Origin of the sequence: Castellaniella hirudinis (assembly GCF_042651965.1) — a bacterium.
Taxonomy (GTDB): Bacteria; Pseudomonadota; Gammaproteobacteria; order Burkholderiales; family Burkholderiaceae_B; genus Castellaniella; species Castellaniella hirudinis.
Genome location: NZ_JBHSDY010000010.1, coordinates 113,182 through 125,360, shown reverse-complemented (window position 1 = coordinate 125,360; position 12,179 = coordinate 113,182). Strand labels below are relative to the sequence as shown.

Here is a 12,179-nt window from a genome sequence, read left to right as displayed (position 1 = left end):
GCCTGGAACTTTATCACAGGGGTCCGCGGCGCCGATCCCCCGGATGCGCGGACGTCAGCCCTTCGGCACGCTCAATACAACCACAGATGGACGTGAACCCAGCCGGCGTCCTGCGCGGCCTCGATGGCCTCGAACACGGGGATCGACAGAAAATACGGCAGTGCGTCGCGCACCGTCTTCCAGACGCCCTGGAGATCGACCGTGACATGCTGCGGCGAACGCCAGGCGGCCCAGCGCGGCAGGAACCGCGGCACCCGCGCGCAATAGGCCTCGAAGGGCGCGCCGAAGGCGGCGTGCAGCATCCGCTCTTCCTCGCTCACGATCCAGCGGAACACCCCGAAGGCGGCCAGCGCCAGGACCAGGCCCACCGCCAGGCTGCCGGTCTGCAAGCCGATGCCCAGCACGGCCAGCATGGAAAAGACATACAGCGGATTGCGGCTGACCGAATACGGGCCTTCGGCCACCAGATCGGCGCCCTTGCGCCCGCCCAGGTACAGCATGCAGGCGCAGCGCCCCAACAACGCCAGCACCAGCAGGGCCAGACCCGCCCATTCCAGGCCCTGATGGACCGAGCCCTCATCCGGCCAGGCCGAACCGATCCAGGGCATGGCCAGCACGGCCAGCGTGCCGAGGATGCCCAGGGCACGACGGCGCAGCACCTGGGCATGGGACAAACGCGCCCAGACGGCATCCAGGCTGGACGGGGCTTGAGCGGAGGTCGGGTGAGGGGTGGTGTGAGGGGTAGCGGTCGCAGACATGGCAGCTCCTGGTCGAATAGCGCTCACCATAGTCGCGGGCGCCACGAATCCGCTACGAATCCAGCTGACAATCCGCTGAACACAGATCCAGCCTGAACGTCGTCCCGCTGCCAGGGCCGCCCTGGACCGAATCGACGTCCAACTGCCAGCCCCGCAACTCGCACACACGCCGGGCAATGCCCAGGCCCAGCCCATGGCCGGTCTCGGGGGCGTCCGCGGTCGACAGGTCGGCCCGCCCCGCACGCCATTCGCGCACCTGCGCCAGGCGTTCGGGCGCCATGCCCGGTCCGTCGTCGCGCAGGATCAGGATGCCCGCCTCGTCCAGGCTCACCTGCAGCGTGGCCGGCGCGGCGTGCTCGATCGCATTGCGCAGCAGATTGCGCAGCACGATCAGCAAGGCGTCCGGGTCCAGCCACCGGCCCGCATCCGGCGGGATGCGGTTGTCCAGCACCAGGACACGCGCATCGGCCATGGGTTCCAGGGCGAACCAGGCCTGTTCCAGCGCCTGCGCCAGGCCGACGCAGCGCAGGCGCGCCGGATCGGCGCTGTTCAGGGCCGCCGCACCCGCCAGGCTGCTGGCCGCCGCGTCGACCTGGACCATCATGCGCGTCAGGCGAGCCGCCAGCGGGGTCCCCGGCGCGGCGTCCAGCAACGCCATTTCGCAGTCGGTGCGCAAGGCGGCCAGCGGCGTACGCAGCTCATGGCCCAGATTGGCTGCAAACTGGCGCTCGAACGCCACGGATCGGTCGATCCGGTCCTGGATGCGGTTGAAGGCCTCGATCAATTGCAGCGCTTCGTCGCCCCGGAACGCTTCAGGGGCCGACTCCCCGCCCTCCCAGGCCGAGAGCCGGTCCGACACGGCGTGGATCGGCGCCACCACCCGGCGCGCCAGGCGCCGGGCCAGCAGCCAGGCGCAGACCAGCGCCAAGGCGGCGCCGCCCGCCAGAATCCAGCCGAAGGAGCGGACCCGGTCCTCGTGCGTGGTGGCATCGTAGCGGACATAGAGCAGGCCCTGAGGGACCGTCTCGACCCAGGTATGCCAGGTCCGGCCCGCCTGCTCGAGTTCCCGGCTCCCCGGCCCCGACGCAAACATATCGGCCAAGGGAGGCGGCTGGTCCGCCGGCAGCACCCAGGACTGGATGCGCCCGCCTTCGCTCCAGCGCGGCGGCAGGACGGCCGGCACGCCCAGTCCCGCCTGGAGATCGCCGCGCAAGGCCGCAATCTGGCTCGACAGGACCTCGTCCACCAGATCGTCCTCCATGCGGGCGAAGGTCTCGTAGGCCAGCAGGCTGATGACCAGCAGAAATACGGCAGCGGTGCCGGTGGCGGCCCAGGTCACCCGCCGGGCCAGGGAAGAAGGGCGGACCGGGCTCATGGCATCAATCGCCAGCCCCGGCCGGGCTCGGCCACGATGTCCGGCCCGCCCGCTGCGCGCAAGCGGCGGCGCAGCAGATGCACCTGATCGTGCAAGGCGCGGTCGGACGGCGGCCCATCAGGCCACAAGGCCGCCGTCAGGCGGGCATGGGTCGCCAGGTCGCCCGCCGGGCGCAGCAGCACCGCCAACAACTGCACCGATTTGCGCGGCAAGGCCAGCGGCCGGCCCGCCAGAGTCACCGCTTGCGCCTGCGGGTCGTAGCGCAACTGCCCACACACGATCGCGCCCGGCTCACCGCCCTGCCCCCGCCGCACCAGGACGCGCAGGCGCGCCTCGACCTCGGCCAGGGAAAAGGGTTTGACCAGATAATCCTCCGCCCCCAGCTCAAAGGCCAGGAGCTTGTCCTCGATCCGCTCGCGCGCCGTCAGCACCAGCACGGGCCGCCACAGGCCGGAGTCCCGCCGCATGGCGCGCAGCACGTCCAGGCCGCTCAGGCCGGGCAGGCCCAGATCCAGCACCACGGCATCGAAGACCGCCGTACGCAACAGGGCCAGCGCCCCGTGACCATCGTAGGCCGCGTCCGGCGCCAGGCCCTGGCGTTCCAGGTAGCCGTACAGGTTTTCCGCCAGGGTCGGCTCGTCTTCCACGATCAGAATGCGCGGACCGCCCGCCGCCGTCATGGCCGGCCCCTGTTCATGACTGGACTCTGTTCATGACTGAACCCCGTTCACGACCAGGGCCTGCTCATACGAGACACGCTAGGCCAGAAACTCGACCCGGCCGGTCTCCAGGCGGTAGACGCCGCCGGCGATCCGCAGCTTGCCGGCCTGCACCGCGTCCCGGACGATGGCCGAACGCGCCGCCAGGGCGGCCACACTGTCGCGGACGTTCTGCTCGGTGGCGGCCTTCAGCAGGTCGGCCGCCCCGCCCCGGACCTTTTCCACGGACGGCGCAATGGCCATCGCCAGCGACTGGATCTGGCCCGGATACTGGGCCGACTCGGTGACGGTCTTGACCGCCGCAGAAACCGCGCCGCATTTTTCATGCCCCATCACCAGAATCAGCGGCACGCCCAGGACGGCCACCGCATATTCCAGGCTGCCCAGCATGTCACTGTCGACGAAATTGCCCGCCACCCGCGTGACGAACAGATCGCCCCGGGCGCAGTCGAACGCATATTCGGGCACGACGCGCGAGTCCGCGCAACCCAGCACCGCCGCGTAGGGGTTTTGTCCCCCCGCCAGCGCCGGACGCTCGTCGGCAAAATCATAGCGACGGGCCACACCCGCGACATACCGCGCATTGCCCTCGGTCAGGCGCGCGAGCGCCGCGTCGGGACTCAGTACATTGTCCGGCTTGGGCGGCGCGGCGGCGCGCGCCAGGGCCGCGCCGGCCGGCAACGCGCCACCGGCCGCAACGGCGACGGCCGCCGCCAGGGAAGATCGCAAGAAAGAACGGCGGGAGGGCGTCGCCGCTGCCGCGCAAGAGTTTGAATCGCACATTCCAGGGTCTCCAGCGAAAGGATCTCGGGCGCGATCCGCACTGGCATCGCGCAGCCATGATACCCAGCGCCAGGGTCGCTGGAAAGCAGAATTCAGCGGAATCCCCGCTCGGGGACGCCGGACGCCTCATCGGGGGCGGATTCCGTCTCCAGATACGCCCGATAACGCAGGTATTCCTGCTCCGAGCAGGTCAGCACGTTCCGCCTCAGCCAGAGGTCGATGTCCGCCGCGCCCTGCCCGGTGCCAGGCGTCGGGCGCGCGCCGGACCATTGCCTGCGATCAATCGCCTGATCCATATGCCTCATTCAAGAATTCTTGAAACTTCAAGTGTTGTCTAAACCATACGCATTATTTCACCCAAACCATCCAAAACCCCAATCAAAAATTGCAAATGAGTGGATTTACTTGGAAATTTCCATTTGTTTGAAGCATTTTCCTCGCAATCAGAAGATCAAAAAACGTCAGCAAATGCGGCAAAGCAGCAACACTCTGATAAATTTGACAGTGCCATGCTTACCCATGCTCTTCTGGATATGTCTTTCTTGCGCCGAACGACTGTCAGCGGCTGGCACCTGCTTCAGGTCGCCGCGCTCACGTTCCTGGCCGCCCTGGCGGGTCTGCTGACCCAGCCAGCCGCCGGGCAGGCGGTTCTGTGGCCGGCCAACGCCTTGCTGGTCGGCCTGTTGCTGCGGCGTCCCGACCTGGCCACCCCCGCCGCCTGGCTGGCAGCGGGCGCGGCCCTGGTCCTGGCCGGCATCGCCTGGGGCGAATCCCCGCTCGCAGCCCTGTCATACGGCCTCGTCAACCTGACGGGCACCTTCGTCGGCTGGCGGCTCCTCGCCGCACCCCGCATCCTCTCGAACCTGCGCCAGCCGCTCGCCGTCCTGCGTATCCTGCTCGCCGGCGCCGCAGCGGCCGCCACGCAAGCAGCCGCCGGACTGCTCATCCTCTGGCTGAAGGCGGAGGCGGCCTGGATCCCTGCCCTGATCAACTGGTTGCTCGGCTCCCTGCTCAGCTATTGCATGTTTCTGCCCCCCATCCTGCTGCTGCCCACGACGGGCCTGCTGGATCGCCGCCGCCCCGCGCTGCGCACGCACGGGCGCCCCGGACTCGGCGTCCTGCCGCCGCTCATCTCCCTGGCCCTCGGTTTTGGCCTGTGTTTCCTGATCGGCGGCCCGGGCATCCTGGCCTTTCTGATTCCTCCCCTGCTGCATTGCGCGCTGACCTACCGGCAGCACACCACAGCCTGGCTTGCGCTGCTCGCTGCGCTCACCGTCACACTCGGGACCACCTACGGCTGGATCCCCTTTGGCGCCGACCCGGCGCTGGCCGACGCAGACCTCTGGGACATCGTGTCCCTGAGGCTGGGCGCACTGCTGATGGTAGTCGCCCCCCTGATCATGTCCGGTGCGCTCGCGGCGCGCAGCGACACGATTTCCGCCCTGAATCGCGCGCTGGACCATGACATGCTGACCGAGGCGCTGTCACGGCAGGCCTTCCTGCGCGAGACCCAGGCATGCCTGCGGGATCCGGCCGGCCGCTTGGGCACGGGTCTGCTGATGCTGGACATCGATCACTTCAAGCAATTGAACGACACCTACGGACACGCGGCCGGGGATCAGGTGCTGCGAGCCTTCGCGCATACGATCGGCGCCGCCCTCCGTCCGCACGATCTGTTCGGCCGGCTCGGCGGAGAGGAATTCGGCGTCGCGCTGCCCGATACGACACCCACCGGAGTCGCGGCCATCGCCGAGCGGCTGCGCGCCAACGTGGCCGACACCGCCATGGTTTCCGTCCCGGGCGCGGCGCCCGTCCGCATCACGGTCAGTATCGGCGCCGTGCACGAATCAGCCCACTCTCCAGCCCCCCTCGACGCGCTTTTGTCGTATGCTGATCAAGCGATGTACCGGGCCAAGCGCGGCGGCCGTGACCGCGTGTGCTTTCTGCGCGACGCGACAGCCACAACCACCGACCCACCCCGGGACAATCCCGAGCCCGCGTGCGACGCAGGCCGGTCCACCTGCCCGTCACCGCCTCACTCCTTCGCATTCGAAGTGCCCATGTCCGAACCTACGCCACTCATCGCCCTGCTGGAAGACGACCCCGCGCAATCCGCCTGGTTACAGCAGACCCTGACCGACGCCGGCTTTTCCTGCCAGGCATTTGACGAAGGCGGCGCCCTGCTCGCGGCGTTGCGCGCCCGCGCGCCTTTCGCGCTGCTCCTGCTGGACTGGGAACTGCCCGGCATCAACGGCATGGAAGTCCTGCGCTGGGTCCGCGCCAATTGCAGCGACGCCCTGCCGGCGATTTTCGTCACCAACCGGACCCTGGAAAGCGATCTGGTCGAAGGCCTGAACGCGGGCGCCGACGACTACATCTGCAAGCCCTGCCGGCCCGGCGAACTGCTGGCGCGCATCGGCGCCCAGGTGCGCCGCCACCGCCCCCCTACGAATCCCGACGCGAACTTCACGCTGGGGGATTTCACGGTCGACATGAGCCTGCGGCAGATCCGCCTGCGCGACGAAGCCATCGCCCTCACCCCCAAGGAATTCGAGTTGGCGGCCCTGTTTCTGCGCCATCCCTGGCGCCTGTTCTCGCGCGACGACCTGAGCGCGCTGGTCTGGAACCGGGAAGTCCCCAGCGCCTCGCGCACCCTGGACACCCACCTGTCGAACATCCGCAAGAAGCTGAGCCTCGGACCGACCACGGGCACCCTGCTCTCCGCTTCCTACGCGCTGGGCTATCGGCTCGAACTCCTGCCGTCTCCCGACCAGGCCGCCCGCCCATGAATCGTCTGCGTTCTCTCAGCGCCTTTCCTGACGTGCGCCCTCTGGCGCTGACGCTGCTATCCGCCTGCCTGGCTCTGCCGCCCATCGTCGCGCGCGCCGAACCCATGGGCGCCCAGGGGGATGACTTTCTGTATCGTGTGGAACAACACGACACCCTGGAGCAACTGGCCCGGCGCTACACCCTGCGGACCGAGCACTGGCCCGCGCTGCAGCGCCTGAATCAGATCGATGACCCGCATCGCCTGCCGATCGGCAAGGTGCTGCGCATCCCGCTCTCCCTGATCCCGGAACAGCCGGCGACGGCCACCGCCATCCACGTGACCGGACAGGTCACGGCCGACGGCCGGCCCGTGCGGCCGGGCGACGTCCTGCGCGCAGGCCAGTCGCTGCGCAGCATCGGCGACGGCGCCGCGACCCTGCGGCTGGAAGATCAAAGCCTGCTGACACTGACGCCCGGCGCGACGCTGGAACTCCAGCGCCTGCAATCCTTTCAGGGCACGGGGCTGACCGATACGCAGATTTCGATCGACCGGGGCACACTGGAATCCACCGTGGCGCCCGCCGGCACCGGGGTCGGCCGCTTCGAAGTCCGCACCCCCGCCACCGTGACCGGCGTGCGGGGCACCCGCTTGCGCGTCCACACCGATGCGTCGGGATCACGCCACGAAGTGCTGCAGGGCCGCGCGGCGATCGCCGACCCGACAGGCGCCGAACAATCGCTCGGCCAGGACCGGGGCGCCGCCTATGACGCCCGCGGCGCCCTGCTCGGTACGCAGCCGCTGCTGCCGCCGCCCCAGGGCCTGCAGATGGCAGGCAGCGACGGTCAGCGGCTGAATTTCGACCCCGTCCCCAAAGCGGTCGCCTACACCGTCCGGATCGCCCTGGACGCCGAGGGCGCCCGTCTGGAGTCCAGCCGACGGGTCGCGGGACCCGGCGTGCCGCTGCGCGCGCGCAGCGGCGGCCCGCGCTACGTCTTCGTGCGCGGCATCGACGCGCTCGGCATCGAGGGGCGCGACGCCGCCCTGGCGGTTGATTCATTGCGCGCCGGCCTGACCGCCGGCGACGGCTCCCCGGTGCTGACGGCCGACGGCGCCCCCATCCTGCTGGACTAGCGGCTGTTCACACCCATGGATGCCCGCCACCTGATCGGCATGCGGCGACGTCTCCTGATCGAATGGCTGATCCTGGTGGCTGCGCTGGCGCTGCTGTCCACCGCGCTGACGGTCTGGCAAGACCTGCCCGGCATCCGCGACATCAATCTCCGCGCCTACGACCTGAGCATGCAGGCCGCCCGGCCCCCATCGCCCAGCCCGGACATCGCCATCATCGCCATCGATGACGCCAGCATCGAGGCCCTGGGCTACTGGCCCTGGCGCCGATCGGTTCACGCAGCCCTGCTCGAACGCCTGCACGGCGCGCGGGCCGTGGGGCTGGACCTGATCCTTTCGGACCCCCACCCCACCCACCCGCAGGACGACCTCCTGCTGGCCCAGGCCATCGCCCGGCACGGACGCGTCGTCCTGCCCGACATCCTGAGCCCGGACGGCCGGCAGCGGATCGCGCCGATCCCCGCCCTGGCCCAGGCGGCTGCGGCCCTCGGGCGCATCGACGCACCGCCCGACCCCGACGGCACGCTGCGCGCCATCAAAATACGACGCACTCCCGCAGACGGCGGCCCGCCCCTGGCGCACCTCAGCCTGGCGATCGCCGGCATCGCAGGACAGAAAGCCGCTGCGGCCCGGGCGCTGGCCTTCCCTCCCGACACGGCGGTGCACGTCCAGTTCACCGATCCGGCCGACCGCCATGCGCTCTACCCCTACGCGGCCGTGTTGAACGGCCAGGTGCCCGAGGCCGAGTTCAAGGACCGCATCGTCCTGGTCGGCGCCTGGGCCTCCGGCCTGGGCGACCACCTGTCCACCCCCCTGGGCGGCATGACGGCGGGGGTTGCGATCCTGGCCGATACCGTGCAGAACCTGCAGGACAACCTCTGGATCCGCATCGCGCCGTCCTGGGTCACCGCCCTGGCCGGACTGGGATTGATCCTGCCGGTCTGCCTGGGTCTGGGCGCCCTATCGACACGCCGGGGACTGGCCGGTGCGCTGGCCGCCAGCATCCTCTTCCTGGTCACGGACGTCCTGTTGCTCCAGCAAGCCGGATACTGGCTGCCGCCCGCCGGGATCCTGGCGGCCTTGCTCCTGGCCTATCCCTTGTGGAGCTGGCGCAGCCAGGAAGCCTCCCTGAGCCACATTGACGCCGAGCTTGAACAGCTCCACATTCCGCTGCTGCCCGCCGCCAACGGACTCGACACCGGCGCAGCTTCGGGGCCGGTCGGCCCCGATACGCTGCCCGCGCGGGCCATCCGCCTGCATCAGGCCGTCTCCCGCCTGAAACAGGCCACCCAGGCGCAAAAGGAAACGCTCAGTTTCCTGTCGCACGACATGCGTTCCCCTCAAAGCGCCATCCTGGCCATCCTCGAACTGCGGCGCCAGTCGCCCGAACGATGGGCCGAGGAAGCCGTCCTGGCGCACATCGAGCAGCAGACACGCACCACCCTGAATCTGGTGGACCAGTTCGTCCAGTTGGGACGCGCCGAATCCGCGCCCTTGAACCGGCGCCCCGTCTATCTGGACGACCTGATCCAGGAATGCTGCGATCGCCGCTGGCCCCAGGCCGAGCAGCGCGGGATCGAAGTGCATTTCGAAGCCCGGCACCCGGAAGCCGTGGCCAGCCTCGATCCGGAACTCATGGGCCGGGCCATCGGCAATCTGCTGGACAACGCCCTGCTCTACGGTCCCGCAGACAGCGTCGTCGCATGCACGTTGGAAGCCGACGGGCAGCACTGGCGCATCCACGTTCAGGACGCCGGTCCCGGCATCCCGCCCGAGCAGCTGGAACGCCTGTTCACCCGCTTCCAGCGCCTGCCCGGCGACGCGGACAAACCCGCCGGCAGCGGCCTGGGATTGGCTTTCGTGCAGACTGTGGCGCAACGCCACGGCGGCCGGGCGTCCTGCGTCAGCGCCCCGGGCCGGGGCACCCGGTTCACGATCAGCCTGCCGGCGGCAGACTGAGCGGCCGATCCCCTAGCGGGAGCGCCGCAGTTTTTGCAACGAGGCCCGGTTCAGGTCCTTGGCCTCTTGCTCGGCATAGTCCCGTTCTCCGGGCTCGTAGGAGCCCTCGTACAGGCACCGGCTGCGGTTCCACTGGCAATCGCCGCCTTGGGCCGACTGCCTGGCCGGCGCCCCGCCTCCGAAGCAGCCGGCCATCAGCACAGCGAAACCCAGCGCGACACCACAGCGGATCACAATACGGCCGGACATGTTTCCTCCTTCTGCTACTGGAATATGTCTGCCTTCTTATAACAGGTTCTTGCAGGATGACCGGGACTGCGACGGCGGCATGCCCGGTGATTTTGTCACTGCCTATTTCCGGTCGCACGGGACCGGGGCATTTTTCATGCGAAGCATTTGAAGCTTAAAAAAACAGGCCGCCGCCCGCGTCACGACGGTTGCAACGCATCCGGCTGACTTATCATGTCACATGTCGTTCCGGGCCCCACCGAAACCCCGATGGGCCGGACGGCGCATCACGGCCTCAGCCGAGGTTTCACGTGCATCCGCGTCAGTGTGAACGCCGATGGTTGCAACAGCGTCCAGCCGACTCTATGCCGCAGGCATAACGGGCCCAGACCGCAGTTCCGACCCTTCAGGAGACACACCATGCAGACCGACAGCACCGCAGACCCCGCCTTTTCCACCGCCGGCGTCATCTGGCTCAAGCTCGCGATCCTCTATCTATTGATCGGCATCGTCATCGGCATCGGCATGGGCGCCACCGAAAACTTCGCCCTGCGCCCCGTGCACACCCACCTCAACCTGCTGGGCTGGGCCACCATGGCGCTGGCCGGACTCATCTATTGCATCTTCCCCAAGGCGGGACGCAGCCGCCTGTCCAGAATCCACTTCTGGCTCCAGAACATCGCCCTGCCGGTGATGCTCATCAGCCTCGCCCTGCTGGTGCTCGGCCACCCCGGCGTGATTCCGCTCCTGGCCGTCGCGGAGATCGCCACCGGCCTGAGCATCGTCACCTTTGCGGCCAACATCTTCCTGAACGTGGGGGCGGGACGCCGCTGAACCCGGACCGGGTTTTTGCACAGGCCATAAAAAAGGTGTATAGTTTCGTTCTTCGCAAAATCATTGCGACGGGCTGTTAGCTCAGTTGGTAGAGCAGCGGACTCTTAATCCGTCGGTCGAGTGTTCGAGTCACTCACAGCCCACCAGGATTATCCAGCAAAAAGGCCAGTTCTCCGGAACTGGCCTTTTTGTTTTTGGCGCGCAATCCCTAGCGCCTCGGCAGCCCCCGGGCATTCAAAGACATGGTTCGTACCGGCAGTGACACGGCCGCCTCACTCCTCACTGATACCGGGCTGGACAGCGGCTGGGCCGGCGGCTCGCCCAAACCTGCGCAGCCACGACATTTGACCATTGAGCACGACATAGGACAGCAGCCCGACCGCCAATCCCCAAAAAGCGCCGCCGATTCCCAGCAGGCTGATGTTGGCTGCGGAAGCCAAAAAAGTGATCAGCGTAGCCTCTCGCGTCTTTGGATCGGCCAGTGCATTGGCCAGGCTGCCGCCGATGGTGCCCAGCAGCGCCAGGCCGGCCAGCGTGGTGATGAAAGTCGCGGGGAAAGCCATGAAGACCGCGGCCAGCGTCACCCCGAACACGCCGACCAGGATGTAGCACACGCCCGCGGCAACGCCCGCGATCCATCGCCTGGAAGGATTTTCATGCGCCTCGCGGCCCGTGGCGATGGCGGCGGTGATGGCGGCAATGTTGAAGGCATGTGAGCCGAACGGCGCCATGAGCAACGAGCCCAGCCCCGTGACGGCCACAATGGGATTGGCGCTGGTCTTGAAACCGTCGTTGCGCAGCACCAGCATGCCGGGCATGTACTGGCCGGTCAACGTGATGAGGAACAGCGGCAGCGCCACACTGAGCAGGGCGTTGAACGAGAACGCGGGCATCGTGAACACGGGGGCGGCGAATTTCAGTTCCAGACCCGACAGGTCGACCCGGTGCTGTGCCAGCAAAAAGGCCAGTCCCAGCATCAGGATGCCCACGACCGCATAGCGCGCTGCAATGCGTTTGAGCACCACATAGACCACGATCAGCAAACCGGCCAGCATGGGATCAACGCTCATCCCACCGAACGCCTGGATGCCGAATTGCAGCAGGATGCCCGCGAGCAGTCCGGCTGCGATGCCAGGCGGAATCAGCCGGATGACGCGCTCGAAATACCCCGACAGGCCCAGCGCCACAAAGGCCGCGGCTGAAACCAGGTAGGCGCCCACGGCCTGCGCATAGGGCGTGGTCGCCAGGGCGGTCACCAGGAATGCGGCCGCAGGCGTCGACCAGGCCGTGATGATGGGCTCACGCGTCGCCCAACTCAGCAGCAGGCCCGTCACCCCCACGCCGATCGAAACCGACCACACCCAGGAGGCCGTCAGCTCCGGGCTGAGACCGGCCGCCTTGGCGGCCTGAAACACCAGAATGAAAGTACCACCGTAATTGACGACGACAGAAATCAGGCCGGCGACGATGGGATGGGTGAGATCGCTCCAGCGAAGCGGCGCGTGCGAGTTGGCGGATGACATGTCTTGGTACGGTTCCCAAAAAATACTGCCCCTATGGATACTGAATTTATAGAATTAAAATGGCTCGGTTCTCCCTGCCACTTTTATGTAGGCATACCGACC

General features: G+C 67.9%; 11 protein-coding genes, 1 tRNA gene and 1 pseudogene. 6 read left to right on the top strand and 7 right to left on the bottom strand.

All coding sequences use genetic code 11. The annotated features are described in order from the left end of the window. Positions 1-71: 71 nt before the first annotated feature. From ACFO0J_RS14280 to ACFO0J_RS14260, 5 genes are all read right to left on the bottom strand, one after another. Positions 72-758 carry a methyltransferase family protein gene (locus tag ACFO0J_RS14280; RefSeq protein WP_376813761.1) on the bottom strand — a complete coding sequence of 229 codons (687 nt, stop codon included), beginning with the start codon at positions 756-758 and terminating at the stop codon, positions 72-74. Between the two features lie 52 nt (positions 759-810). Next, positions 811-2,133, bottom strand: coding sequence for a sensor histidine kinase (locus ACFO0J_RS14275; protein ID WP_376813760.1), 1,323 nt, complete (start codon positions 2,131-2,133; stop codon positions 811-813). Next, the gene (locus tag ACFO0J_RS14270) at positions 2,130-2,813 is read right to left on the bottom strand and encodes a response regulator transcription factor (protein ID WP_376813759.1); all 684 of its coding nucleotides are present in this window, start codon (positions 2,811-2,813) and stop codon (positions 2,130-2,132) included. The genes ACFO0J_RS14275 and ACFO0J_RS14270 overlap by 4 nt, the downstream gene beginning before the upstream one ends. A 78-nt stretch (positions 2,814-2,891) precedes the next feature. After that, positions 2,892-3,581, bottom strand: coding sequence for a carbonic anhydrase (locus tag ACFO0J_RS14265; protein ID WP_376813758.1), 690 nt, complete (start codon positions 3,579-3,581; stop codon positions 2,892-2,894). A gap of 146 nt (positions 3,582-3,727) precedes the next feature. Beyond that, the gene (locus ACFO0J_RS14260) at positions 3,728-3,931 is read right to left on the bottom strand and encodes a hypothetical protein (protein WP_376813757.1); all 204 of its coding nucleotides are present in this window, start codon (positions 3,929-3,931) and stop codon (positions 3,728-3,730) included. Between the two features lie 213 nt (positions 3,932-4,144). Here ACFO0J_RS14260 and ACFO0J_RS14255 point away from each other — a divergent pair. The 4 genes and pseudogenes from ACFO0J_RS14255 to ACFO0J_RS14240 form a co-directional block, all read left to right on the top strand. Beyond that, a pseudogene (locus ACFO0J_RS14255) lies at positions 4,145-5,563 on the top strand (GGDEF domain-containing protein); the annotation flags it as partial. Between the two features lie 132 nt (positions 5,564-5,695). Then, positions 5,696-6,424, top strand: a complete 729-nt coding sequence (locus ACFO0J_RS14250) for a response regulator transcription factor (protein WP_376814161.1) — start codon at positions 5,696-5,698, stop codon at positions 6,422-6,424. Beyond that, complete coding sequence (locus ACFO0J_RS14245) at positions 6,421-7,536, top strand: FecR domain-containing protein (RefSeq protein WP_376813756.1); 1,116 nt, start codon at positions 6,421-6,423, stop codon at positions 7,534-7,536. Before ACFO0J_RS14250 ends, ACFO0J_RS14245 begins: the two co-directional genes overlap by 4 nt. Positions 7,537-7,551: 15 nt before the next feature. Continuing rightward, positions 7,552-9,492, top strand: coding sequence for a CHASE2 domain-containing protein (locus ACFO0J_RS14240; RefSeq protein WP_376813755.1), 1,941 nt, complete (start codon positions 7,552-7,554; stop codon positions 9,490-9,492). A 12-nt stretch (positions 9,493-9,504) separates the two neighbouring features. Here the strand turns inward: ACFO0J_RS14240 and ACFO0J_RS14235 are convergent, their stop codons facing one another. Next, positions 9,505-9,741 (bottom strand): hypothetical protein, encoded by a 237-nt coding sequence (locus ACFO0J_RS14235; protein WP_376813754.1) that lies wholly within the window; start codon positions 9,739-9,741, stop codon positions 9,505-9,507. A gap of 399 nt (positions 9,742-10,140) precedes the next feature. Here ACFO0J_RS14235 and ACFO0J_RS14230 point away from each other — a divergent pair, with 399 nt between their 5' ends. Then, positions 10,141-10,554, top strand: a complete 414-nt coding sequence (locus ACFO0J_RS14230) for a hypothetical protein (RefSeq protein ID WP_376813753.1) — start codon at positions 10,141-10,143, stop codon at positions 10,552-10,554. 70 nt (positions 10,555-10,624) lie between these two features. After that, positions 10,625-10,700 (top strand) — tRNA-Lys (locus ACFO0J_RS14225). A gap of 126 nt (positions 10,701-10,826) precedes the next feature. Here ACFO0J_RS14225 and ACFO0J_RS14220 read toward each other — a convergent pair. Further along, the gene (locus ACFO0J_RS14220; protein ID WP_376813752.1) at positions 10,827-12,077 is read right to left on the bottom strand and encodes a benzoate/H(+) symporter BenE family transporter; all 1,251 of its coding nucleotides are present in this window, start codon (positions 12,075-12,077) and stop codon (positions 10,827-10,829) included. Positions 12,078-12,179 lie beyond the last annotated feature (102 nt).

Bases quoted from the DNA above. Each gene is read 5' to 3' on its own strand.
- ACFO0J_RS14220 (WP_376813752.1), bottom strand. From the start codon at position 12,077: ATGTCATCCGCCAACTCGCACGCGCCGCTTCGCTGGAGCGATCTCACC.
- ACFO0J_RS14280 (WP_376813761.1), bottom strand. From the start codon at position 758: ATGTCTGCGACCGCTACCCCTCACACCACCCCTCACCCGACCTCCGCT.
- ACFO0J_RS14230 (WP_376813753.1), top strand. From the start codon at position 10,141: ATGCAGACCGACAGCACCGCAGACCCCGCCTTTTCCACCGCCGGCGTC.
- ACFO0J_RS14250 (WP_376814161.1), top strand. From the start codon at position 5,696: ATGTCCGAACCTACGCCACTCATCGCCCTGCTGGAAGACGACCCCGCG.
- ACFO0J_RS14240 (WP_376813755.1), top strand. From the start codon at position 7,552: ATGGATGCCCGCCACCTGATCGGCATGCGGCGACGTCTCCTGATCGAA.
- ACFO0J_RS14235 (WP_376813754.1), bottom strand. From the start codon at position 9,741: ATGTCCGGCCGTATTGTGATCCGCTGTGGTGTCGCGCTGGGTTTCGCT.
- ACFO0J_RS14270 (WP_376813759.1), bottom strand. From the start codon at position 2,813: ATGACGGCGGCGGGCGGTCCGCGCATTCTGATCGTGGAAGACGAGCCG.
- ACFO0J_RS14275 (WP_376813760.1), bottom strand. From the start codon at position 2,133: ATGAGCCCGGTCCGCCCTTCTTCCCTGGCCCGGCGGGTGACCTGGGCC.
- ACFO0J_RS14260 (WP_376813757.1), bottom strand. From the start codon at position 3,931: ATGGATCAGGCGATTGATCGCAGGCAATGGTCCGGCGCGCGCCCGACG.
- ACFO0J_RS14245 (WP_376813756.1), top strand. From the start codon at position 6,421: ATGAATCGTCTGCGTTCTCTCAGCGCCTTTCCTGACGTGCGCCCTCTG.